Raw genomic sequence first — 21,985 nt, 5'->3', positions numbered from 1 at the left:
AGTTTTTGTGAATTTTTCTCAGGCCATTAAAATACTATTTTTTTCAGGCTGTTTTCTGCTATTGAGTGGAGTTTTGCACGGACAGAATAAAAACGCTGCAAAGGAACTCGGCCGCAGACTGGATGAGAACGCTAAACTTTACCGCAACAATATTGATCAGGCTTTCCAGCAGCTTCCGGAACTTCTCAGACTTTCGAAAACTTTAAAAGATGGAAAAGCTGAAATGAAAATCCTGGACAGAAAATGCAGGTATTTCTACAGTAAAAACCTCACAGACAGCCTTATTGTGGAGGCAGAAAAATTAAAGAAAGTATCAGCCAATCTTCAGGATTACTATTTCGAATCTATGGCTCACGTGTACCTCGCCGAGACGTATTCCATCAACAATCTTCCTGACCTCGCCATCACAAATCTGAATAATGCCTACGAACTTCTGGAAAAAGCAGATCAGAAGAGTGAAAAGGTATTTTTTGCAAAAGCCAATGTACTGAGCAGTTTCGCCAACATTTATCTTGATAAAAAACAGCCCAAAGAAGCCGCGAAAAAGATTTTACAGGTTATTGAAAACGGAAATCAGATAGAAGATGAAGATAAAAGAAACGCTTTTCAGTACCTGAATTACTCAAATATTGCCAATATTTATCTTCAGATCGATATAGATTCTGCCAAAATGTTCGCCGACAAATCTTTTGCTATACGGCCACAACAAGAAGCTGACAACCGGAATTTAATCACCAACTACACCGTTTTCGGAAATTATTTTGAGAAAAAAGAAGATTTTAAATCAGCAATCTATTATTTTCATAAAGCTCTGAAAATTAATAAATCCAACGGGACTGATCTAAATTTAAATGAGATATACCTTCCACTTCAGAGAATATATTCTGCATTAAATCAGAAAGACAGTGCTGAATTTTACCGTACAAAAGCTGAGACTTATGATCTGAAAATATTAAACAGCAAATACAATTCTTTACAAAAAGTTTTAAGCAAAGAGAAAGATCAGCAGAATAAAAGCCCAATGTATTTCCTCTACATTACTTTAGGAATGGGCATTATCAGTGCGTTTGGGATCTATTATTTTACCAAAAAAAGAAAATCTGCACCAATTCATCTTGGTGAAACAAAACAGGAAAAAACAGGACCGTCAACCGAAATCATTCAACAGCTCATTGAACTTCTGGAAAAGAATGATCCTTCATTTCTCATCAATTTTGAAATTGCTTTCCCCGATTTTATTTCTAATCTTTCCAAAAAATATCCCGAACTGCAACCTTCTGAAAGAGAATTCTGTGCTATGCTAAAACTAAAATTGAGCACAAAAGAAATCGCTAAATATACCTTTATAGAAACACGGACGGTTCAAAACAAAAAATACAGATTGCGTAAAAAACTTGATATTCCTCAAGACATCGATATCTACCATTATATTGACACTATTTGATATATTATATTTAATAAAATCATCAATTTTTTGTTAAATATTTAACGGTTTTTTTTAATAATAACAACAAAAATTTCCGCTGATTTTTTCTCAAAGGCTTTCAGATTTTCAGAAGAATTAAAATTTCACGTACCTTATTTTATATTTTTTTAGATAAAAGTATGTAATGAGTATGTAAAAACATATATGACGTACTTCAGAATTATGTTTTCTTTTTTCGGTCTTTTAGATTTGTAAATGTGATCAGGAACAGGAAATGACTTTAAAATCATTTTTAAAATCTGATAAAATTTTGACTATTATTTTATAATTCTAAAAATCAAAAACTATGACATTCAAAACTATTTTTTCGGGCAAAACAATCATTGCTTCTGCCCTGTTATTTCTTGCTGCGAAAGGCAATGCTCAACAGTGGGAAAACGTTGGAACTTCCAGTACAGTCTCTGCAGCTGGAGCCAGCTGGCTAAACCTCCTAACGACAGGCTCCGGAAATTATTATCTATCTTACTATGATACGAGCGTTGCTAAAGGATCTGTACAGCAGTTTGACGGCCAGTCGTGGTCTTATGTAGGCGGCTCTCCAGGAGTTACAGCAACAACAGCTCTTTATGGCTGTATGGCAATGGACAATGCGGGCAGCATCTATTACAGTAATCAGGCAGGGGCTGCCGGAATGGAAGTAAGAAAATTCAGCAATGGTGCATGGTCCATGCTTCCTAATGCAGCCGCTTCACAGATTAATTACCAGGCCTTGGCTGTTTCTTCGTCCGGTGATCTTTTTGCCCATCACTCGCTAAGTTCAGGTACGGTAAAAAGATATAAAAACGGAGCATGGGAGCAGGTTGGAAATACCGGATTTGCCGGAGGTTCCACTTATGTAAAAATGGCTGTTGGCAGTGATAATTTTATTTATGTAGCACAGATAGCAAGTGGTTTGAAAGTTTACAAAATAAGTGTTAATGCGGGCAGTACAGATTCGTGGACTCTAGTTGGAGGTGTAAATGCAGCTACAGCCTATTCTTCAGATAATTCTTTCATTGATCTTGCTTTAGACAGTAATAATATTCCTTTTGTTTCTTACGTTTCCGCTTCAGGTGATGGAAGAAAACTGAACGTAAAAAAGTTTGACGGCACAAATTGGATACAGGTTGGAGCTGCAAATTTTTCAGACTCTGTCGTAAATAATACCTCAATTGCACTGGCGGGTGACGGGACAGTTTATGCAGCAGCGAGTATTTGGGACAGTCAGAATGCCAATCATTCAAAGAATCAGGTTTATGCTCTTAATCCCGGCGCATCAGCATGGAATAAAATAGGAGGTACTGTGATTTCTGAAGGAGCAGCAACATTTAACGAGCTTGCAGTGGATTCTAATAATAAAGTTGTGTTTGCATATGTAGACAACGGTGTGAAAGTTAAGCGATTTACGTCATCATCACTGCTTTCCGTTCAGGATGCTGAAAAATCAGATGTTGCAATTTATCCTAATCCAGCAGCGGATTATATCTACGTAAAAGGAAAAGCAAAAATTGCATTTGCTGAATTGTACAGTACAGTCGGACAGAAAATAAATACAGTATTCGACAGTGAAAAGATTACAGTTTCTCATCTGAACACCGGAAATTACATTTTAAAACTGAAATTTGAAGACGGATCAGAACACATGCAGAAAATTTTGAAAAAGTAAAACACACATCTATATAATCCTAAATTTTTAATAGAATCCTGAAGTTTTTCAGGGTTCTGTTTTTGTTTAAACTGAAATAAAAGCGATAGCTTTGCAAGCTCAAATGAAAGTTTCTACAAAAGCAATTAAGATTAAAAATCAAAGTTTTGTTCTTACCAACCAGCGTGCGCTGTTCTGGGAAAACGAAAAAGCTTTGGTGCTCTCTGATCTCCACATCGGGAAAACAGCCCACTTCAGAAAAAACGGAATCGCTCTTGCCAATCAGGTTTTTGAAAGTGATCTTCAGCGTTTATCCGTACTGATTGAATTTTTTCAGCCTGAAAAATTTATCGTAGTGGGTGATCTTCTTCATGCCGGTGATAATGCAGAAGTGGCAGAATTCTGCAACTGGAAAGAGCAGTTTCCAGACTTAAAATTCTATCTTATTGAAGGTAATCATGACCGGATTTCAAAAGTTTTAGACAAGAAATTATGTCTTGATTTCAAAGCTGAAAAATATGAATCCGAAGATTTTCTTTTCATTCACGATTTTGACAGAAAGCAGGAAAAGTTTCAGATTTCGGGTCATATTCATCCGGGATATGTGATTAATTCAGCAGTTAAAAGAATTAAACTGCCCTGTTTTGTAGTGACTGAAAATCAGCTGCTGCTTCCGGCTTTCAGTGAGTTTACAGGTCTCGATACAAAAAATCTCCCTAAAAAAGGAAGATATTATGTTTTTACGGATGCCGAAATTTATGAAATTTAAAAATTACAACTCATCAAACCATTTGTAAATATCAACATCGGAAGCTATATTCAGTTTCTTTCTGATTCTGTTTTTTCTGTTCTGTATAGCTTTTGGTGTCACAAAAGTATAGATCGCAATCTCTTTGGTACTAAAATCCAACTTGAGGTAAATACAGAAAATCAGTTCAGATTTTTTCAAATCGGGATTGATCTGCTTGAGGTTTTCAAAAAATGTAGGAAACATTGATCTGCAGGTATTCAGCAGTCTTGGAGAATTGTCTTTAGCGAGATCAACGATTTCCTGATTTTCTGTGAAAATATTCTTTTGAGTCTTAGAAATATTTAAATTTTTGTTGTTCATATATAAAATTATCCCCTTTTTTTATGGTTTTTACAGACAGTTTCCGAACTGCATTTACTTTTTATTTCCCGCCTATTCAAACGATTTTTTAAAGTAATCCAAATATATTATTGTTATTCATTTAGTTTTTATGATTGAAATCACGTAGTTTTACTGCAAATACAGGAATTTTTTCAATGAAATTACGCTTTATGGTATCTGTGTGGTACCACATTAATTCACTTGTGAGTAAAAATATTTTTTCTTTACATTTTTAAAATTTCACAGTAGACAAACCGCTTATTTATACATGATTTCTGAAGACCTCCTGCTTTCATTCGGAGCCGAATACAAGTCTTATGACAATGACGACAAAATTTTCTCTGAAAATGAAGTTGCCAATTATTTTTATCATATTACCGAAGGGAAAGTTAAACTCAACAATTACATAGAAAACGGTAAGGAATTTATCCACGGTATCGTTGGTGAAAACAGCAGTGTGGGGACATCTTATCTCTTCACCAGGAAAAAATACAGCATCAACAGTATTGCGATTAGCGATGTCACTGTGCTGCGGCTTCCGAAAGTATCTTTTCTGGAATTACTGAAAGAAAATCAAAACCTGTACCCTTCCATCATGAGCAATTTGTCAGAATACATGCATTATCAGTTTGTGATGATGCAGACGATTGCGGTACAGAGCCCTGAGAAAAAAATCACAGCTTTTCTGAATTACCTTAAAGACGATGAAAAAGATCAGTCTGAATTTTCGCTGCAGGTACCGCTTACAAGACAGCAACTTGCGTCCATCACAGGTCTCAGCGTAGAAACCGTGATCAGAGCAATAAAAAAAATGGAGAAAACCGGAATTTTAAAAATTCAGAACCGCAAGATTTTCTATTAAATTAAATCAGTAATAAATCTTTCTTGAATCAATTTTCAGAAAGTTCTCTCTCTCAAGTTTTTTGGCAGTTCGGATTACCGTCTCTACGCGAAGGCCGATCAAATCTGCAATCTGCTGGCGTGTAAGTTTTACAAGGAAGGAAAACTTATCATCATCTTTATGAAAACTTTTTAAGTAATCCAAAAGTCCCAGAATTCTTTTTTCCGGAAGTGGTGAAGCGAGATTCTGAATCATAGCCGTTTTGAAATACAGTCTCTGCGATAGACATTTATTGGTATCCACAGATAAATCCGGATATTGGGTAATGAGTTTAAAAAAGTCATCTTTCCTGAGCCTGATGATTTCGCAGTCGGTTAATGCCACAGCATTTATATTGTAATTTTTGTGCAAGAAAAGAAAAGAATCACCAAAACTCTGGTCTGAACCCAGAATATTCTGAATAAACTCACTTCCCAGCTCATTGTAATTATTTTCTTTTATACTACCACTGATAATCTGATAGTAAAAAACCGGCTTTTCGTCTTCTTTAAAGACGAATTCATTTTGTAAGTAGGATTTTATTTCACCACCAAAAGACAGGAGAAGTTTTTCATCTATTTTCATACAACTCAGTGTCTTAGCTACAGGAAGCGTATCGGCCATAAAAAGAATAATTTTAAACTAATTTACAAATTTTGTATTAAAATAAAAAAACAATTCTACTCTTTTTTAAGAATAGAATTGTGATTATTAAATAACGAAACAAACTTTTATTTCATAGAATCTTTCCTCATATTTGAGGTGCTTGCTGAGTCTGCAGTCATGTTTCCGGTGTCCTGAGGCATCGGGTTTACAGGTGCAGCCATTGGATCGGTAGCAGTAGAATCAGACATGTTTGTCGTATTGTTTTCTACCTCTTTTTTTTCTTTACAGCTTAAGGTAAATGCAGCGATTGCCGCTACTAAAAAGTACTTTTTCATAAAATTTGATTTAAATGTGATTTTGAATTCGCACGCTAAAATATAAAGATCGCCAAAAACAGATTATGATTATAATCATGTATGTACGCAAATTTTGAAATTTTATTAATTAATATACTGATATTGAATAAATAATATATTTTTTGTGTAAATTTCAAAATAATTTGCAAAAAGTGGTCGGCTTTTTGAATTGCTAAATTAAATCACACACTAAAATATTAATATTATGTCTACAGAAAATCTCATGCGTGAAGACGCAATTAAAAAAATCAAAGAACTGTCTGAAGCTGCTAAAATCTGCATGTTCTGCACAGAACTGGGAAAGATCCCGGGTAATTCCCGACCAATGGGTCTGCAGGAAACCGACGATTCTGGAAATCTGTGGTTCATCAGCAGTGACACAAGCAACAAAAATTTTGAGATCAAGGATGATAACCGCGTGATGCTTTACTTCATGAATAATTCAAATTCTGAATATTTATCGATTTACGGAGAAGCGTTCGTTTATAAAGACCGTTCCACCATTGAAGACAAATGGTCTCCAATGGCCAATGCATGGTTTGACGGTAAAGATGATCCTACAGTTTCCATTATCAGAGTAGAGCCAAAAGACACCTACTACTGGGACACAAAGGCCGGCAAACTGGTAAGTCTCCTGAGTTTTGTAGCTGCAGCCGTGAGCGGAAAGAAAAGCGACAATTCCGACGGGGTTGAAGGGAAAGCCACAATTTGATTCAAAACTGTTTAAATTTAAAACTTTAGATCATGATGTTTGAAGATAATCCAAAGCCGGTTGTACAGGAAGCAACGGTTTTAAGCAGTAAATCAGTAGTTTCACAAATTATCAGTTTCGGGTCAGATAAATCTTTTGTTCTCAATTCTTTACAGAGAATGAAAAGCAGTACTGTCTGCGAAATCAGAAAAAAATTAATTGATAATTTTATATCAGAATATCTTGCAAATTTCTCGGGATTTGTCGAGAATCAGGGTTTTGATACATTTTCAGAAAACTACAGAATTTCGCCGGTTTACGCCAAACAGTCTTATGAAAAGGTTTTAAAAGAACAGGAATATCTCAACAGAATTATGCTGGGATTAAATGGAGAATAATCAGATCACAATAATTTAAAATAAAACAGCCCAAAAAATTTCAATTTTTGGGCTGTTTTTATGAAAGTTTTGTTTCTAAGTCTAAGCTGAATTTCTGCTCGCATTAATGTTTCCAAAAAGCGATCTTGTAACAAGCTTCTCATAGGCTTCTTTATTTCCCTCACCTTTCTGAATTTTCATCAACGCATATTGCTGAATGCTCAGAAGCGGCAAAACAATTTTCTCACGGATTTTTACCGATTTTCTCGAAAGCGGATCTTCCTGTTGCAGAATGGTAAAACCTGTAAGTTCAAGCATAATATCTCTCGAAAGTTGATATTCATCGAAAAGGATGGTCCAGAATTCACCAAATTTTGAGTTATTTTTGATATAATAGGTTAAAGGGAAATAAGTCTTGTTCATACTCATCATCGAGTTCAGGACTAAAGTTTTAAAGAAATCAGAACCTGAATACAATTGCTTGATTTCGTCAAACCTTCCCTCCTTTTTCAGTTGATTCATAGCATAACCAAAACCGAAAAATCCGGGAACATTCTGTTTCAGCTGAGACCAGGATCCAACGAATGGAATGGCGCGAAGGTCTTCAAATTTTAGTTCATCACCGCTTCCTCTCTTCGAAGGACGGCTTCCAATATTGGTTTTCCCGTAATACTGAAGCGTACTCATCTCCTGCAGATACGGTACAAACATCTGATGAGCCTTTAAATCTGAATATTTTGTGAAGCTGATTTCCGAAAGTTCAGAAATTAAACTTCTCTCAGCATCCGTCAGATCTTTTTTACTGCTTTTAAATACATCATTCTCTACCCCTGCAGTCAGAAGCTGTTCAAAATTAAATGTTGCCTGCTCTTTGTTTCCAAAAATACTCGTAATTGTCTGTCCCTGAATGGTTAATTCAATTTTATTATTGGCGATTGTTTTTCCCTGTGACGCGTAGAAATCATGGGTTTTACCTCCACCCCTCGCAGGCGGACCTCCTCTGCCGTCAAAAAACACCACTTTGATTCCGTTTTTTTCTGAAATTGAAGTTAAAACTTCTTTGGTTTTGTAAATTTCCCAGTTGGCTTTTAAGTAACCACCGTCTTTAGTTCCGTCTGAAAATCCAAGCATAATGGTTTGCTGTTGTCCACGGTGTTCTACGTGTTTTTTGTAGACAGGATGACTGTAAAGTTCCGTCATCACTGATTCGGCATTGGCAAGACCTTCCATCGTTTCAAATAACGGAACGATATCCATTTTAATATCTTCATCTTTGTAACCGCAGAGTTTGAAAAATGCGTAAACATTCATCACATCCTTAATATCGTCAGAATTGGAAATAATGTAACGGTTCATACCTCTTAATCCGTTCTGCTGCTGAATTTCTGTGATCTGACAAACTGTTTCAAGCGTGTCTTTTACAATATCTTCAAAATCATTAATATCGACTTTTTCTGAGATATCAATCAGTCTTGAATATTTTATTTTGTAATCAGCCTCTTCACTGCCAAATAATTTTGTGTAGACCGCATCAATCACCTGCTGGTGCACCCTGCTGTCCTGTCTCACATCCAGAGTGGCAAAGTGAGTTCCAAAAATTTTCACGCGGTCTTTAAATCCTAAAAGAATTTCGTGGAACAGCCCGTTGTGGTGTTTTACCAAAATCTCTTCTGCTTCGTCAATTTTTTTAAGAATCTGTTGAGCAGTTAATGCATTATCCTTAAAAATAGCATCGTAAAGCATTTCGCTCAGGTCTCTCAAAATATCGGAAACTCCTCTGAAACTCAGTCTTCTTCTGACAAATTTCAAATGATTGTAATATGATTTTAAAATGGCAGAACGCAGTTCGCACGCAACTCTTTTGGTAACTTCAGCGGTCACAAAAGGGTTTCCATCACGGTCACCGCCAGGCCAGAATCCCAGCTGAATAATGTCCTCATGAAGCTGGAAATTATCATTTGAAAATGTTCTCTTGATTTTGGTAAATAAATCGCCCACAGTTTCATAGTACACAAATCTGAGATAAGTGATAATGCTTAAAGCTTCATCAATCGGCGTTGGCTTCTCTTTATTGACGAATGGCGTTTTCCCAAGCTGCTGCAACAGCGTATCAATCTGTGTGATAGAGTCTGAAGTGATGGCTGCCCTTAAATCATGAATGATTTTTTGAACAGAATTTGGATAAAACTGTGTTGGGTGTGCCGTAAATACAACTTTCACACTAAAATCTTCCAGCTTTTCACGCACTTTTTCCAGTTCATGATTATTGATCGCCTTTTCATATAAATGAGTGACTGTTCCGTTATCATTTTCCGCGTGCAGACTTGGGAAAGCAGCATCCTCAATACTGTCAAACAATACGACCTGCCTTTCTATATATTGTATAATTTTAAATAAAAGCTCCAGTTTCTGATCTTCTGTCTGAAGATCGGTATGACTTTTAAAAAATTCTTCCACAATTTCTTCGGGAGTTTTGCCGGCTTCGTAACCATTTTTGCTTTCCTCATATAAAAAAGGAAGAAGCATCCCGATGTTGGTCATTTTATCATAGGGCAAACTCATAAAGAGTGAGTTGTAAATCTGAAACTTGTTTTCAACAATCTGCCTGAATTTTTCTGTGCGCTGGTCGTGTATCATACAACAAAAGTAATAGATTTATGTTTAAAAATAATAGCTTTAAGATTTAAAAATTATTAAATTTAAAGCAGATTATCAGATGTGTTTCTGAATTTGATTATCTAATCATTAATTTTAACATTTATAAAAGTATAACCCTATTCATGAAAAAATCAGGATTCGCTATATTGCTCCTATCTCAGCTTTTTTCGGGCCAGACTGTGCAGACTGTAGGTTACCAAAAGATTCCTGACGTATTTGATACTGCAGAAAATCTATATCCGTTTATAAAACCTTCAGAAAATTTATCATACTGGAAGGCCTTCACTAATCATTCAGATCCTGAAAAGGCGGTTTTGTACGAAAGCCAATATCCTGAGCCGATGACCATTCTTGAACCGGTGCCTGAAAAAGGTTTCTTTCAGAAATGTGTTGGTGAAAACTGTTTTCATTATATTATTGCCTGCAAAAATGACAGACCTGAATACTTTGCAGACGAAAAAGATCTGCGAAAATTTATCGGTGAAGTAGATAACATAGCAGAAGCCGTTTTAATAGCCAATACTCACGGTTTCTTAATAGACATTAATCATTTTGAAGGCGGATCTTTCAAAAAAGATGAACAGAATTTTTATCTGAAAACTTTTAAAACTAAAAAATGTCCCGACGTTAAAGAATCTTTTTTAATTACAATTAAACGAAAAAACGGACAGATAAAGCAACAGAGTAATGGAATCTATACCGTAAAAAAGACCTGTGAATAGAAAGTTCCGGTGAAAAATTAAAACAAAAAGAAGTTTTTACAAAGATTTAGCCAAAAATCCCGATTTTCATTACTTATATTTCAAATTTATTTATATTTTAGCACATTCTTAAAATTGTGAAAATGAAAAAACACTTACTTTTATTTGCCTTTTCCGCATTAGCTTTGAATTCATGTAAAGACGATGACGTTTTGGGATATGAAATGGATCTGCTGAAAGGTGACTGGAAGACAGAAAAAACTGAAATCATCTCCGGAGCCGACAACACCACTGTACTGAACACCATCGTTCCAACAGGATGCGATGCAAAAAGCTATACAACCTTCCTTACTGATTTCACAATGTCTCATCATGCGTACTCTGGTGCCGGTGTAACATGCTCTATAGATCTTGCTAAAGGAAAATACTCCTACAACGAAGAGACGAAAGAAATGATAATACATCTTGAGGACGATGGCCCAATGCCTTATGAAGTGGTGATTCTTAGCAGTTCCGAATTGAGATTAAAACAAAAATCCGGAAACTTCGATTTCAACGGAGATACGAAAGCAGACTTTACGTACGTTACTTTTAAAAGATAATACAACACTCCCGAGCCTTTCGGGAGTTTTTTTATACCTTTATGCTTCTAAAATTTAATTTAATGAAGAAGTTTTTTTCAGTATTCTTACTGATGACGTATGCCCTGTTTTTTGCTCAGGAAGATAAACCAATGTACTGGCAGGAAATTCAGGAATTCAAAAAACAGGATCAGGAAAATCCTCCCGCAAAGAATTCAATATTGTTAATAGGAAGTTCATCTTTCACAAAATGGACAGACGTTAATGAGTATTTTCTTGGCAAAACCATTATCAACAGAGGTTTTGGAGGATCAAGGCTGACAGATTTAAATTTTTACGCTGAAGATTTATTATCCCCTTATCAACCCAAACAAATTATTGTCTACTGTGGTGAAAATGATTTTGCTGACAATGCAAAACTTGAAGCTGATGTCGTGATTGACAGATTTAAAGCTTTCTACAAGAAAATCCGCAAAAAATTCCCGAATATCGAAGTTGATTTTATCTCTATAAAATATTCACCAAGCAGAACGCATTTATGGCCTCAGATGAGAGAAGCCAACAAGCAGATTGCAAAATTTATGTGGAGAGAAAAAAATGCTGAGTTTATTGATATCACAAGAATTATGGCCGATACTAATGGAGCAGTCCGCAAGGAGCTCTTTGTGGAAGACATGCTTCATATGACACCTGAAGGCTACAGACTCTGGAGCATTGTAATGACACCCTATATGAAATAATATGGACAGACCTTCAAGAAACACTCCGATTTTTAAAAAATCTCAGGAAATTTATGAAGCTTTAAAAACCATTACAGCTTTATTTCCGGAAGACAATGATTATCTGCAGGAAGTAAAACATAATCTTCTGGGCGACAGCATGATTATTCAGGCGAAAATTTCCGGTGCCGAAGCCGTGAAACTGTATGACATCAAAATGGAAAATGCAGCGATTATCAGAAAAGCAGCAAGAGATATTATGGTGGGCGGCAACTGTCTTGAAATGTTTGGATTTGAAGATGCCAAATATTACAAAGTGGTGCGTGAGCTGGTGGAGGAATTCAGAATTTTGTTTGCTGAATGGGTTGAAGGTTTCAATCCAAAACATTTTATAGTAGACGACTGGGGACTCTTTAATCCGCCGGGAATCGCCAGAGATTACGTTCAACGCGACGACGAACTGAATTTTCTTTATGAAGATGATGATGAGTGATTTAATGTAAAATCATTAATCTCATTATTAAATTCACTAATATTTGATAAAAATTTCTTTTATTTGCATACGTAACTAAATAGAATTATGCAAAAACTCTTATTACTTGCCCTGGCTGCCGGCTTTATCTTCAATTCATGTACTACTGATGACGATGACGATTTCACCAATGAATTTTCGCTTGTGGGCGTATGGCATCCTGCAAGAGAGATTGTGGTTTCCGGAAGCACGGGAGTCACTCTTTCAAATACTGATTATTCACCATGTTACAGATCCAGTACGTTAGATTTTAAATCCAATAACACCGTAGTATCCAATATTTTTGAAAATAATATCAGCGGAAACTGCGTGAGCACAGGAATTGAAACTGTTTCTTACTCTTATGACCACAACGCAAGTAAATTGGTTATCGATGGTGAGAATATTGAAATCGTAAGCCGTACGCAAAACGAATTACAGTTCGTAAGTCACTATGACGATGAAGATGGCGACGGCATTGACGATAAAATTATCATTGTAATTATAAAATAACGAAAAACACTTCCGATCGGAAGTGTTTTTTTGTTTTATTTCTTACGTTTCGATTTCGAAATCGCTTTTTGCTGTGCTCTGTTGGCTCCGAACTTCTTGGGAGTTTTTCTTTTTGAAGGTCCGCCCCAGTTTTCTTTTTTGTTTTTATCTTTCTTTTCATGGAAAGCACCGCCTCCATCAAAAAGTTTAACGTGAGCAGGATTTTTCATTACGATCTGATCTTCTTCAGATGCAATTTTCTTCGGATTAATTTTCACTTCCTCAGGAAAATCAATGTAAGCCAACTCTTTGTCCATCAGTAATTCGATGTCCAATGCAGCTTCTTCTTCCTTTTTTGCCACAAAAGAGATGGCTTTACCGTTTTTGTCTGCTCTACCCGTTCTACCGATCCTGTGAATATACTGTTCCGGAACTTCAGGAGTTTCAAAGTTGACCACATGCGTAATATCTGAAATATCCAGACCTCTCGCCATCACGTCGGTTGTGATTAAACCTCTGATTTCTTCATTCTCAAAACGTTTCATTGCCTTGAGTCTGTAGTTCTGAGATTTATTGGAGTGAATTACATCAAACTGCTCTGGAAAAAGCTCATTAATTTGGGTGAAAAGTAAATCTGAATGCTTCTTGTTATTCGCGAAAATCAGGACTTTAGACATGTCTTCACTGTTTTTCAGCAAATGTTCCAGCAAATTGATCTTCGTATTGAAGTTTTCAACTTTGTAGGCAGTCTGCTCAATTTTCTCCAGCGGAGTTCCTGATTTTGCCAGTGAAATTTCTATCGGACCTGCAAAATACTGATCCAGCATTTCGTCAACAGCCTCGGTCATGGTTGCTGAGAAAAGAATATTCTGTCTCTTATCCCGCATCATTTCGAAGATATGTGTAAGCTGTGGTCTGAAACCGAGGTTCAGCATTTCATCAAATTCATCAATGATTAATTTCTGAACTTCTTTAAGAGAAATCGCATTATCAATGGCCAAATCCATGATTCTACCAGGCGTTCCAACTAAAATATCACAACCATCCCTGAACAATAATTTTTGGGTATTGATATTTTTACCTCCGTATATTCCAATTACTCTTGCAGTAAGATTTTCTGTCAGTTTTTCAACGATTTCTGTCACCTGAACCACCAATTCTCTTGTAGGAACCAAAACCACAACCGTAGGATTTCCATTTTTATTGTATTTCCAGGTCTTTAGAACCGGAAGTAAATACGCTAAAGTCTTTCCCGTTCCCGTTTGCGCAATTCCCATCACATCCCTTCCTGAAAGGATAGGACCGATACTTTTTTCCTGAATTGGAGTGGGCTCAAATAAATTTAAATCTGCTAAAACATCAAGAACCTTCACCGGAAGGTCAAAGTCTGCAAAAGTGAGTTTTTCCATTTTGCAAAGATAGGGAATTAATATTTGTATTTTGAAGGAGGAAGATGGATGAGGAAAGCTGGAAATTTTGTCGCACAGATTTCACGGATTAACACTGATTTTATTCTAAGTCTTCTGCAAAATCTGTAAAATCAGCGAGAGAATTTCTGTATCATTTTTTAAAGATAGTCCAGACTAATCTACCCCGTTTACAAGATTCTTTGGAACCGAAGGTGATGAAAACTTTACTTGCGGGAAATTCTCAACAAAAGAATAACCACCAGCAAAACAGAAAAACAAAATCCCAAAACAGCAACCAAAGACATTTCTCCAATCCTCGGTTCGGATTCTGATACAAAAACAATCGCTGTGGCGATGATATTCGCACCTAAAATCATCGCTAAAATTAAATTGACAATACTTGATTTGATTAACTGGTTCGTCTTTTCAATATTTTTTATTTCGCTTGTAACGGTAAATTTATTTTCGTCCAGCTTCTGAAGTACAGAACGCAGTTCTTTTGGAATTTCATCTACGTTATCAGTAAAATTCATCATTTTATCTATTCCTGTTTTCAGAATATTTTCAGGAGTAAGTTTGCGTGCGAAAATCTTTTTTGTGTACGGTTTCAGGCTTTTAACAACATCTAAATCTGGATTTATACTTCTCCCAACACCTTCTATCAGACCAATTCCTTTAAACAGAAGGTAAAAATAATCGGGCATGTGAAGTCTGTTGTCCTTCAGAACATCTTTCATTTTATTCATGACCACATTTGCATCGATGTCTTTAAGTGACGAACTGTGAACAAAATCCAGAATTTCCTGAACGTCATTTTCAAATCTTCTTTCATCGGGAATACTGTAGCTCACCGACATTTTTTTCAGATAGCGCACGATTTTATGCGAATTTTTAGCGATAAATGCAATGATCAGATTTTCTAAAATCTCTTTGTCATTCGGCTGAATTTTCCCGACAGCACCAAAATCTATAAAAACAATTTTACCATCTTTTTTCACCAGAATATTTCCGCCATGAGGATCTGCGTGGAAAAATCCAAAATCTAAAATCTGAGAAACAAAAAGTCTTAAGCCTACTTCAGACACGGTCACAGGATCAATATTATGCTCTAGAAGAGCAATTTTATCGGTTACTTTGATCCCGTCCACAAACTCCATACACAGCACGGTATTGTTTGAGAACTCATCATAAACCTTCGGGACATACGTTTCTTTATTGTTTTTAAAATTTCTGGAAAACTGCAGAATATTTTCTTTTTCATTGACGAGGGAAAGTTCTTCCAGCAATGATTTTTCAAAGGTCGAGATTGCCTGTTTCAGATTAAGTTTTTCGCCTAAATCTGTGTAGGAATAGAGAAGTTTTATAATATCTTTCAGCAAGAGAAGATCATCTTCGATGTAGGTTTGAACGTTTGGCTTTTTAATTTTCAGGATAACCTTTTCTCCATCGAGAAGCTGTGCCTCATAAACCTGAGCTATGGAAGCGGTTGCCAGAGGTTTTGGATTGATGAACGCAAAATGTTCGTCTGCAGTAATTCCGATTTCATTTTCGAGAATTTCTTTTACATTCAAATCAACCACTTCTACTCTGTCCTGAAGCTTCTGAAGTTCCTGAATCAGTTCCGGCGGCAGAAGGTCTTCCCGGTTGCTGAAGGTTTGCCCAAGCTTTATAAAAGTAGGACCGAGTTCCTCCAAAACCATTCTAATTCTTTCGTAAACAGTTCCTTTCGAGATCACTTCATCACTCTGAAAATCTGCATTATCAGACTTTTTTCCACCATTCATTCTTGCCAAAACGTCTTTAAACCCATACCTACTGAGTACAGAAAACATTTTTGCTGATCTTTTTAGTTTTCGCTGCTGCTTATCGAACATGGTCTTGAAAATAATTGGTTCTAAGATATTCAAAAAATGTTCCTGATGAAAGTTTTAGTCTGAATTCTAAGAAAGAATTTATATTTTTGATTTGTGATGAAAAAATTATTATTCCTTTTAATTCTCAGCCTTTTTACAAATTGTATTTCAAGAAAAAATACAGAATATATTCTCCGTGGCAATTACTTTCTGACTAAAGCAAAATTTTTCGATATAGAAACCAAAAATGGAATTCACATTTTTCATTTCAAAAATGATTCCATTGAAGGCGTTTTTACAAAGGTTGTTGATACAGCTTTTGCGAATAAGAATTACCGAAAAATTAAATTACATAAAAACTATACTCTTTTTCTTCAAAAACAAATGTATTCAGGTCACCATAGAACTACATTGGGAAGCATGACTATAAGCAATATAGTTGTGTGGGATGAAGGCATGAATTCTGAATTTTTTGAAGACTGCGAAAATATTACAGGTAATCAAATTAATCCCCGGTTTACTCTAATAAAATATATTGCTCCTGAACTTTCAAAATAGTAAACATGAAAAAATTTATTTTATTTTTAATACCGTTACTCTTTTTATCATGTAAATCATACGTCGTTAAAAATGTCAATTTTATATCTGAAACATTAGATGTTTACGCTAAAATATCCCGGATTGATTCAACTGGAAATGATTATGTATATTTTCTGAAAAATGATACAATGAAAGCCTTTTTTACAAAGTCTAAGTTTTGTACAGAGGAAATGAGATCAATAATTGACACTGCTCAGATATATCAACTAACAGTTAAAACCGACGCAAAATTCAATTACTTATCAAAAACATACGGTGAAGTCTATTTTCACGAGGGGATAGATACAATTTTTAATTATAGAGATTACAGGTTGATTCTTCTTGACAGTCCGGATATTTGCGGGAAAACTATTCGTTGTAAAGAAAATCCTGAGTTCAAGGAGAAATTTTTTGAATCGATAAAATTCATTGATATTCTGATAAATTCAAATCAGGGAAGAAAATTCCGTGAAACCTTAAATTTTATTTCAAAATATACTCACGTTACAAGCGAAAGCCTGCTTAACTATGGGGGTATTTATCCCGGCGGAGTCTACAAAGATGATAAAAAAATCTGGCTTGACTGGTATGGAAAAAATAAATGTACCAACATTCAATTTAAAAAATAACCTTAATTAAATCACCCAGAAAACCGTTAACACAAGATCAAAGCCTGCCATCCCAAAATTAGATAGAAAAATAGCCGGCTTGGTGCTGAAATACCTTTCAGTTTATCAATGATTTTATTTTTAATGATTTCGGTAAAACTTACGTTCTCATCTCTGAAATCTACTTCACTGAGTTCAATTTTTTTAAATCCGAAAGCAATTATTTTCTTAAACCATTTGTTTTCTTTCGAATCTCTTATTTCCTGCAGAATCTTCAGCTGAAGCTTTGTTTTATCTGCACCTTTCTGAAACAATTGTGGCTGATTGGCTTTTACTTTATTTAAAATTCTGTCAATAATCGGGAAAAGCAACTGTTCGCCTCTATCTGAAATTAATCTGTTGATCGTTCGCGTCATCACATATTTATTTCCCAATGAAAATAACAGAAACGGACTCGCAATCATATTCAGTAAAACCATTGCGAATGGTATTGGTCTTTGCGAAATCATAGTATTGACTCCCTCATTTCCATACATCTGACCCATGGCAATAAAAATTGTTGAAATGCAGATAATAAGAATTGAGATTTGCCCGATAAGGTTGATTTTAAGAAAACTTAGAGTCGCTTTGCTGAGAAGTTTTGCAACATATTTCAGTTCATCCGTAATGTTGCTTTTTGATTTTAACTGGTCTGTCATTTGTGTATTTTATCTGCAAAATACAAATAATTCTCTATAAACGTGAAATAATATTTTATCAAATTCAAAATTCATCCTGCAGAATTTGTAAAAAAAAAGCAATAACCATCATCCGGTAATTGCTTTTATACTTTGTAAAATAATCTTTATTTATAATTTATTTCATACAAATCAGTTCTTCTGTCTTTTAAAATCTGCACTGAACCGTTGTGGTGAAGATCTTTTAGTAAATTTAAATCTACATCAACAATCAAGGTCATTTCTGTGTTCGGGGTGGCTTCACCTTTCACAGCGTTGGATGGGAAAGCAAAATCGGAAGGCGTAAAAACAGCAGCCTGCCCAAACTGAATATCCATATTATTCACACCGGGAAGATTTCCAACACAACCTGCGATGGCAACATAACATTCATTTTCGATCGCTCTTGCTGCCGCACAGTGACGAACTCTCATGTATGCATTCTGCGTGTCTGTAAGGTATGGAACAAAGAGAATTTTCATTCCCTGATCCGCTAAAATCCTCGGCAGTTCAGGAAATTCAACATCATAACAAATCACCAGTCCGACTTTCCCGCAATCGGTGTCGAAAACTTTGATTTCGCTGCCACCTTTCATTCCGTAATATTTTTTCTCGTTGGGTGTAATGTGAATTTTTCTGTACTCATCAATCCTCCCGTCACGGTGCATCATATAAGAAATGTTGTACAAATCGTTGTCATCATAAAAAGGCATGCTTCCAGAAATGATGTTGACATTGTAACTGATCGCAAGTTCAGAGATTTTGGTTCTGATATCATCTGTCAGTTTTGCCAGTTCAATCATACTGTCTCTTTCAGAAAGATGGTTGAAAGGCGCGAGTAAAGGCGTGTTGAAAAGTTCAGGAAAAAGAACGAAATCGGCTTTGTAGTCGCCCATCACATTTACAAAAAACTCTACCTGCTCATAAAATGCATGAATATCTTTGAACTGTCTCATCTGCCACTGCACCAATCCCAGACGGATAACGCTGTCCTGCATTGTGTTGGGTTGCTTGCTGTAATAAATATTGTTCCACTGAAGGAGAACGGCATTCTCTTTCGAAGATTCGTCTTCGAGAAGGTATTTTTTAAGAACTTTAATCGGTAAAAAGTTATTAGACAACTGAAAAGAAAGCACCGGATCATAAATTTCCTTGTCACGCACTTTTCTTATGTAATCTCTCGCAGATAATTCATCACTGTATTTATGGTAATGCGGAATTCTTCCTCCCAGAACAATGGCTCTCAGATTAAGCTGTTCGCAAAGTTCTTTTCTCAGATCATATAATCTCCGGCCTAACCTCAGTTCACGGTACTCTGGATCTACAAAAACTTCAATTCCGTAAAGCACATTTCCAGAATTGGTGTGTGTGCTGAAACTATAGTTTCCCGTAATGTCTTTGTAAGTATGGTCATCACCAAAGTCGTCATAATTCACAATGATTGAAAGCGCGACAGCTGCCAGTTTTCCGTCTACGGTGATGCAGATTTGTCCCTGAGGAAATATTTTGGTAAGTTTTTCTATGCTTTTCTTTGGCCAAATGTAGTCTGACATCGTAGGGTAAGCCCTTTTCATCGTTTTTACCAGCTCTTCATGATCGTCTACACTTAGATTTCTTGCGTCTATCTGCATAATTTTTCTTTTAAAATTAATTCTTTTAAAGTTTAAAACTTTCGTTGAGGCTTTATTTAAACAATATTTAAACCAACCTGCACAGTTTTTGTACTTGATTTTAAAATGTAAAATATGAAAATTATCCCAATAATCCTTACTTTCTTTCTTGTTTTTGAAAGTTGCTCAAAAGAAAAGACAGATTTAAAAACCGAAAAGGAAAATACAGTCCCAGCCGGAAAATCCACTGTAACAGACGACAGTATTTCGATTTTATCTAAAGAAGATGTGCAGAAGTATTGTGCGGAATTTGAAAATGATTTACAGAATAAAGCTTTAGATTCCACCTCTCTGGATTACGAATGCGATGGCAGAGACGGGCGGGTAATTTATTATTCTAAAAATAATGAATTAAAAATAATTAAACATGAATATTCAGAGTACAGTCATTATTCTGCGGTAGAAAAATTTTATATGAATAAAGAAAAGCCATTTTTTATTTTCCGGGATGAATCGGTCTGGAGTTTTGACGGAGGCACACCGGAAAAGCCAGAAACAAAAGACAACATCACAGAATCAAGAATGTATTTTGTTAATGGAAAAATGATTGACTGTCTTGAGAAAAAATACATTCTAAAATCTGCTGATAAAGAAAAACCGGATCCTTCGAACTTTCCAAATCAAAAGTCTAAAGACTGTAAGGCTGAGGAAATGCTTTCAGAACTGGCAAAATTTATCAAACATAAAAATGATAAAACAGACCTTAAAACCTGTCTTTAAAACAAAAAAGAGATTTCCCAAACCGGAAATCTCTTTTTGTATTGTAATGAAATGAATGAAGATTAAACTTTCATAATTTCAGCTTCCTTCGACTTCAGATGATCGTCACAGATTTTCACATATTTATCTGTATAATCCTGAATAGTTGCCTCAGAATCTTTAATGATATCTTCAGAAACACCTTCTAATTTTTTCAGTTCTTTGATACCGTTTTGTCTTGCATTTCTTACAACGATCTTGGTATCTTCAGCTTCACCTTTAGCCTGTTTTGCAAGCTCTTTTCTTCTTTCTTCAGTCAATGGCGGAACATTCAGAATGATATTTTCACCATTATTGGAAGGAGCAAAACCTAAATTTGAATTGATGATCGCTTTTTCAATTGCAGTGATAGCAGATCTGTCCCAAGGCTGAATAGAAATTGTCATTGCATCCGGCACAGAAACGTTCGCCACCTGATTGATTGGTGTAAGCGATCCGTAATATTCTACCATTACATCCTGCACCATAGACGTAGAAGCACGCCCCGCTCTGATTCTCTGAAATGCATGATCCAAATGCTTTACCGCTGCGTCCATGTCCTGTTTTACAGATTCTAATATAAGATCTAATTCTTCCATTATATATTATAAAATTTGAAAAGTTACACATTTATATGAGTAATAAGTGATGGGAAATAAGTGATTTAAATTAAATTACATTCCGTCTCACCTGGTTCTTTATACTTTTTATCTGGCTCTTCTCCTAAAGATTCACCAAAGTTCCTACAGTTTCTCCTTCAATGATTTTTAAAAGATTTCCTTCTTTATTCATATCGAAAACGATGATTGGAAGTTTATTTTCGTGGCTTAATGTGAAAGCAGTCATATCCATCACTTTAAGATTTTTTTCGAAAACTTCGTCGAAAGACAGTGAGTTGTACTTTACAGCATTTTCGTTTTTCTCTGGATCACTGTCGTAGATTCCGTCTACTCTTGTTCCTTTTAAAATCACTTCAGCATCAATTTCGATAGCTCTCAAAGTCGCTGCAGTATCAGTTGTAAAATAAGGATTTCCGGTTCCGGCTCCGAAGATAACCACTCTGCCTTTTTCAAGATGTCTTACCGCTCTTCTTTTGATGAAAGGTTCGGCAACTTTGTCCATTTCGATTGCAGACTGCAGTCTAGTCTTAATTCCTGCATCCTCCAAAGCACCCTGCAAAGCCATACCGTTGATTACAGTCGCAAGCATTCCCATATAGTCGCCCTGTACTCTGTCCATACCTTTTGCGGCTCCTGCCACACCACGGAAAATATTTCCTCCTCCTATCACAATTGCCACTTCACAACCTTTCTCAACAGCTTTTTTGATTTCCGCAGCGTATTCCTGCAGTCTTTCTGTGTCGATACCATATTGCTTATCTCCCATCAGGGCTTCACCACTCAATTTCAGAAGGATTCTTTTATATTTCATGTCTTTCAGTAATAATTTTAAGGCACTAATTTTTTTAAAATTAATTGTGCAAATATAAACATTAATACTAATTATTTTTTAGAAATTTTGCAGCTTGAAAAGTTTTAATTTAAGTTTAAATTCAATCAGAATGAAAAAGAAATCTGTTCCCGAAAACTTATAGATGT

Annotated in this window: 24 protein-coding genes; 14 read left to right on the top strand and 10 right to left on the bottom strand. The window is 35.6% G+C overall.

Annotated features, from left to right (window positions below):
- Nucleotides 1–7 precede the first annotated feature (7 nt).
- The 3 genes from ASG21_RS10385 (at nucleotide 8) to pdeM (ending at nucleotide 3,879) form a co-directional block, all read left to right on the top strand.
- Entirely contained in the window at nucleotides 8–1,444 is a 1,437-nt protein-coding gene (locus ASG21_RS10385; RefSeq protein WP_128414275.1) for a LuxR C-terminal-related transcriptional regulator, read from the top strand.
- Nucleotides 1,445–1,772: 328 nt separating this feature from the next.
- On the top strand, nucleotides 1,773–3,131 hold the full coding sequence (locus ASG21_RS10380) for a T9SS type A sorting domain-containing protein (protein WP_056079320.1): 1,359 nt from the start codon (nucleotides 1,773–1,775) through the stop codon (nucleotides 3,129–3,131).
- A gap of 103 nt (nucleotides 3,132–3,234) precedes the next feature.
- Entirely contained in the window at nucleotides 3,235–3,879 is a 645-nt protein-coding gene (gene pdeM / locus ASG21_RS10375; protein ID WP_056079317.1) for a ligase-associated DNA damage response endonuclease PdeM, read from the top strand.
- Nucleotides 3,880–3,882: 3 nt separating this feature from the next.
- Here pdeM and ASG21_RS10370 read toward each other — a convergent pair whose 3' ends face one another.
- Nucleotides 3,883–4,221 (bottom strand): LuxR C-terminal-related transcriptional regulator, encoded by a 339-nt coding sequence (locus ASG21_RS10370; protein ID WP_056079314.1) that lies wholly within the window; start codon nucleotides 4,219–4,221, stop codon nucleotides 3,883–3,885.
- Between the two features lie 289 nt (nucleotides 4,222–4,510).
- On the opposite strand from ASG21_RS10370, the gene ASG21_RS10365 reads away from it, so the two are divergent.
- Nucleotides 4,511–5,104, top strand: coding sequence for a Crp/Fnr family transcriptional regulator (locus ASG21_RS10365; protein WP_056079311.1), 594 nt, complete (start codon nucleotides 4,511–4,513; stop codon nucleotides 5,102–5,104).
- A gap of 6 nt (nucleotides 5,105–5,110) precedes the next feature.
- Here the strand turns inward: ASG21_RS10365 and ASG21_RS10360 are convergent, their stop codons facing one another.
- Together ASG21_RS10360 and ASG21_RS10355 are read right to left on the bottom strand one after the other, a co-directional pair.
- Nucleotides 5,111–5,746: a Crp/Fnr family transcriptional regulator gene (locus ASG21_RS10360; protein WP_241773486.1), complete on the bottom strand. Its 636-nt coding sequence runs from the start codon at nucleotides 5,744–5,746 to the stop codon at nucleotides 5,111–5,113.
- Nucleotides 5,747–5,853: 107 nt separating this feature from the next.
- Nucleotides 5,854–6,063 (bottom strand): hypothetical protein, encoded by a 210-nt coding sequence (locus tag ASG21_RS10355; RefSeq protein ID WP_056079308.1) that lies wholly within the window; start codon nucleotides 6,061–6,063, stop codon nucleotides 5,854–5,856.
- 226 nt (nucleotides 6,064–6,289) lie between these two features.
- On the opposite strand from ASG21_RS10355, the gene ASG21_RS10350 reads away from it, so the two are divergent.
- Together ASG21_RS10350 and ASG21_RS10345 are read left to right on the top strand one after the other, a co-directional pair.
- Nucleotides 6,290–6,796 (top strand): pyridoxamine 5'-phosphate oxidase family protein, encoded by a 507-nt coding sequence (locus tag ASG21_RS10350; RefSeq protein ID WP_056079305.1) that lies wholly within the window; start codon nucleotides 6,290–6,292, stop codon nucleotides 6,794–6,796.
- A gap of 32 nt (nucleotides 6,797–6,828) precedes the next feature.
- The gene (locus ASG21_RS10345) at nucleotides 6,829–7,173 is read left to right on the top strand and encodes a hypothetical protein (protein WP_128414274.1); all 345 of its coding nucleotides are present in this window, start codon (nucleotides 6,829–6,831) and stop codon (nucleotides 7,171–7,173) included.
- Nucleotides 7,174–7,254: 81 nt separating this feature from the next.
- Here the strand turns inward: ASG21_RS10345 and ASG21_RS10340 are convergent, their stop codons facing one another.
- Complete coding sequence (locus tag ASG21_RS10340) at nucleotides 7,255–9,789, bottom strand: phosphoenolpyruvate carboxylase (protein ID WP_056079300.1); 2,535 nt, start codon at nucleotides 9,787–9,789, stop codon at nucleotides 7,255–7,257.
- 143 nt (nucleotides 9,790–9,932) lie between these two features.
- Here ASG21_RS10340 and ASG21_RS10335 point away from each other — a divergent pair, with 143 nt between their 5' ends.
- From ASG21_RS10335 to ASG21_RS10315, 5 genes are all read left to right on the top strand, one after another.
- Nucleotides 9,933–10,532, top strand: coding sequence for a hypothetical protein (locus ASG21_RS10335; protein WP_056079295.1), 600 nt, complete (start codon nucleotides 9,933–9,935; stop codon nucleotides 10,530–10,532).
- 122 nt (nucleotides 10,533–10,654) lie between these two features.
- A complete protein-coding gene (locus tag ASG21_RS10330) occupies nucleotides 10,655–11,113 on the top strand; it encodes a hypothetical protein (protein WP_056079291.1) in 459 nt (152 codons plus the stop codon).
- 62 nt (nucleotides 11,114–11,175) lie between these two features.
- A complete protein-coding gene (locus ASG21_RS10325; protein ID WP_056079288.1) occupies nucleotides 11,176–11,832 on the top strand; it encodes a GDSL-type esterase/lipase family protein in 657 nt (218 codons plus the stop codon).
- A 1-nt stretch (nucleotide 11,833) separates the two neighbouring features.
- Complete coding sequence (locus ASG21_RS10320) at nucleotides 11,834–12,304, top strand: hypothetical protein (protein ID WP_056079285.1); 471 nt, start codon at nucleotides 11,834–11,836, stop codon at nucleotides 12,302–12,304.
- An 87-nt stretch (nucleotides 12,305–12,391) separates the two neighbouring features.
- Nucleotides 12,392–12,835: a lipocalin family protein gene (locus ASG21_RS10315; protein ID WP_056079282.1), complete on the top strand. Its 444-nt coding sequence runs from the start codon at nucleotides 12,392–12,394 to the stop codon at nucleotides 12,833–12,835.
- 35 nt (nucleotides 12,836–12,870) lie between these two features.
- Here the strand turns inward: ASG21_RS10315 and ASG21_RS10310 are convergent, their stop codons facing one another.
- On the bottom strand, nucleotides 12,871–14,223 hold the full coding sequence (locus tag ASG21_RS10310) for a DEAD/DEAH box helicase (protein WP_056079280.1): 1,353 nt from the start codon (nucleotides 14,221–14,223) through the stop codon (nucleotides 12,871–12,873).
- A 224-nt stretch (nucleotides 14,224–14,447) separates the two neighbouring features.
- Nucleotides 14,448–16,055, bottom strand: coding sequence for an AarF/UbiB family protein (locus ASG21_RS10305; protein WP_241773485.1), 1,608 nt, complete (start codon nucleotides 16,053–16,055; stop codon nucleotides 14,448–14,450).
- 138 nt (nucleotides 16,056–16,193) lie between these two features.
- Here ASG21_RS10305 and ASG21_RS10300 point away from each other — a divergent pair, with 138 nt between their 5' ends.
- Complete coding sequence (locus ASG21_RS10300; RefSeq protein ID WP_056079275.1) at nucleotides 16,194–16,634, top strand: hypothetical protein; 441 nt, start codon at nucleotides 16,194–16,196, stop codon at nucleotides 16,632–16,634.
- Between the two features lie 5 nt (nucleotides 16,635–16,639).
- Nucleotides 16,640–17,284, top strand: coding sequence for a hypothetical protein (locus ASG21_RS10295; RefSeq protein ID WP_056079270.1), 645 nt, complete (start codon nucleotides 16,640–16,642; stop codon nucleotides 17,282–17,284).
- Nucleotides 17,285–17,310: 26 nt separating this feature from the next.
- Here ASG21_RS10295 and ASG21_RS10290 read toward each other — a convergent pair whose 3' ends face one another.
- The gene (locus ASG21_RS10290; RefSeq protein WP_056079266.1) at nucleotides 17,311–17,961 is read right to left on the bottom strand and encodes a hypothetical protein; all 651 of its coding nucleotides are present in this window, start codon (nucleotides 17,959–17,961) and stop codon (nucleotides 17,311–17,313) included.
- 146 nt (nucleotides 17,962–18,107) lie between these two features.
- On the bottom strand, nucleotides 18,108–19,610 hold the full coding sequence (locus tag ASG21_RS10285) for a bifunctional GNAT family N-acetyltransferase/carbon-nitrogen hydrolase family protein (protein ID WP_056079263.1): 1,503 nt from the start codon (nucleotides 19,608–19,610) through the stop codon (nucleotides 18,108–18,110).
- Between the two features lie 114 nt (nucleotides 19,611–19,724).
- Here ASG21_RS10285 and ASG21_RS10280 point away from each other — a divergent pair, with 114 nt between their 5' ends.
- Complete coding sequence (locus ASG21_RS10280) at nucleotides 19,725–20,369, top strand: hypothetical protein (protein ID WP_056079260.1); 645 nt, start codon at nucleotides 19,725–19,727, stop codon at nucleotides 20,367–20,369.
- A gap of 62 nt (nucleotides 20,370–20,431) precedes the next feature.
- Here the strand turns inward: ASG21_RS10280 and frr are convergent, their stop codons facing one another.
- Both frr and pyrH read right to left on the bottom strand, forming a co-directional pair.
- Nucleotides 20,432–20,986 (bottom strand): ribosome recycling factor, encoded by a 555-nt coding sequence (frr, locus tag ASG21_RS10275; RefSeq protein WP_056079257.1) that lies wholly within the window; start codon nucleotides 20,984–20,986, stop codon nucleotides 20,432–20,434.
- Nucleotides 20,987–21,110: 124 nt separating this feature from the next.
- Nucleotides 21,111–21,818, bottom strand: coding sequence for a UMP kinase (gene pyrH / locus ASG21_RS10270; protein ID WP_056079254.1), 708 nt, complete (start codon nucleotides 21,816–21,818; stop codon nucleotides 21,111–21,113).
- Between the last annotated feature and the right edge of the window lie 167 nt (nucleotides 21,819–21,985).

This window comes from Chryseobacterium sp. Leaf394 (assembly GCF_001424105.1).
Classification (GTDB): Bacteria; Bacteroidota; Bacteroidia; order Flavobacteriales; family Weeksellaceae; genus Chryseobacterium.
This window is presented reverse-complemented; position numbering and strand designations above follow the sequence as displayed.

Bases quoted from the DNA above. Each gene is read 5' to 3' on its own strand.
- ASG21_RS10380 (WP_056079320.1), top strand. From the start codon at position 1,773: ATGACATTCAAAACTATTTTTTCGGGCAAAACAATCATTGCTTCTGCC.
- ASG21_RS10320 (WP_056079285.1), top strand. From the start codon at position 11,834: ATGGACAGACCTTCAAGAAACACTCCGATTTTTAAAAAATCTCAGGAA.
- ASG21_RS10285 (WP_056079263.1), bottom strand. From the start codon at position 19,610: ATGCAGATAGACGCAAGAAATCTAAGTGTAGACGATCATGAAGAGCTG.
- ASG21_RS10290 (WP_056079266.1), bottom strand. From the start codon at position 17,961: ATGACAGACCAGTTAAAATCAAAAAGCAACATTACGGATGAACTGAAA.
- ASG21_RS10330 (WP_056079291.1), top strand. From the start codon at position 10,655: ATGAAAAAACACTTACTTTTATTTGCCTTTTCCGCATTAGCTTTGAAT.
- ASG21_RS10340 (WP_056079300.1), bottom strand. From the start codon at position 9,789: ATGATACACGACCAGCGCACAGAAAAATTCAGGCAGATTGTTGAAAAC.
- ASG21_RS10365 (WP_056079311.1), top strand. From the start codon at position 4,511: ATGATTTCTGAAGACCTCCTGCTTTCATTCGGAGCCGAATACAAGTCT.
- ASG21_RS10315 (WP_056079282.1), top strand. From the start codon at position 12,392: ATGCAAAAACTCTTATTACTTGCCCTGGCTGCCGGCTTTATCTTCAAT.
- ASG21_RS10360 (WP_241773486.1), bottom strand. From the start codon at position 5,746: ATGGCCGATACGCTTCCTGTAGCTAAGACACTGAGTTGTATGAAAATA.
- ASG21_RS10300 (WP_056079275.1), top strand. From the start codon at position 16,194: ATGAAAAAATTATTATTCCTTTTAATTCTCAGCCTTTTTACAAATTGT.
- ASG21_RS10325 (WP_056079288.1), top strand. From the start codon at position 11,176: ATGAAGAAGTTTTTTTCAGTATTCTTACTGATGACGTATGCCCTGTTT.
- ASG21_RS10310 (WP_056079280.1), bottom strand. From the start codon at position 14,223: ATGGAAAAACTCACTTTTGCAGACTTTGACCTTCCGGTGAAGGTTCTT.
- ASG21_RS10335 (WP_056079295.1), top strand. From the start codon at position 9,933: ATGAAAAAATCAGGATTCGCTATATTGCTCCTATCTCAGCTTTTTTCG.
- ASG21_RS10295 (WP_056079270.1), top strand. From the start codon at position 16,640: ATGAAAAAATTTATTTTATTTTTAATACCGTTACTCTTTTTATCATGT.
- ASG21_RS10305 (WP_241773485.1), bottom strand. From the start codon at position 16,055: ATGTTTTCTGTACTCAGTAGGTATGGGTTTAAAGACGTTTTGGCAAGA.
- ASG21_RS10280 (WP_056079260.1), top strand. From the start codon at position 19,725: ATGAAAATTATCCCAATAATCCTTACTTTCTTTCTTGTTTTTGAAAGT.
- frr (WP_056079257.1), bottom strand. From the start codon at position 20,986: ATGGAAGAATTAGATCTTATATTAGAATCTGTAAAACAGGACATGGAC.
- ASG21_RS10370 (WP_056079314.1), bottom strand. From the start codon at position 4,221: ATGAACAACAAAAATTTAAATATTTCTAAGACTCAAAAGAATATTTTC.
- ASG21_RS10355 (WP_056079308.1), bottom strand. From the start codon at position 6,063: ATGAAAAAGTACTTTTTAGTAGCGGCAATCGCTGCATTTACCTTAAGC.
- pdeM (WP_056079317.1), top strand. From the start codon at position 3,235: ATGAAAGTTTCTACAAAAGCAATTAAGATTAAAAATCAAAGTTTTGTT.
- pyrH (WP_056079254.1), bottom strand. From the start codon at position 21,818: ATGAAATATAAAAGAATCCTTCTGAAATTGAGTGGTGAAGCCCTGATG.
- ASG21_RS10345 (WP_128414274.1), top strand. From the start codon at position 6,829: ATGATGTTTGAAGATAATCCAAAGCCGGTTGTACAGGAAGCAACGGTT.
- ASG21_RS10350 (WP_056079305.1), top strand. From the start codon at position 6,290: ATGTCTACAGAAAATCTCATGCGTGAAGACGCAATTAAAAAAATCAAA.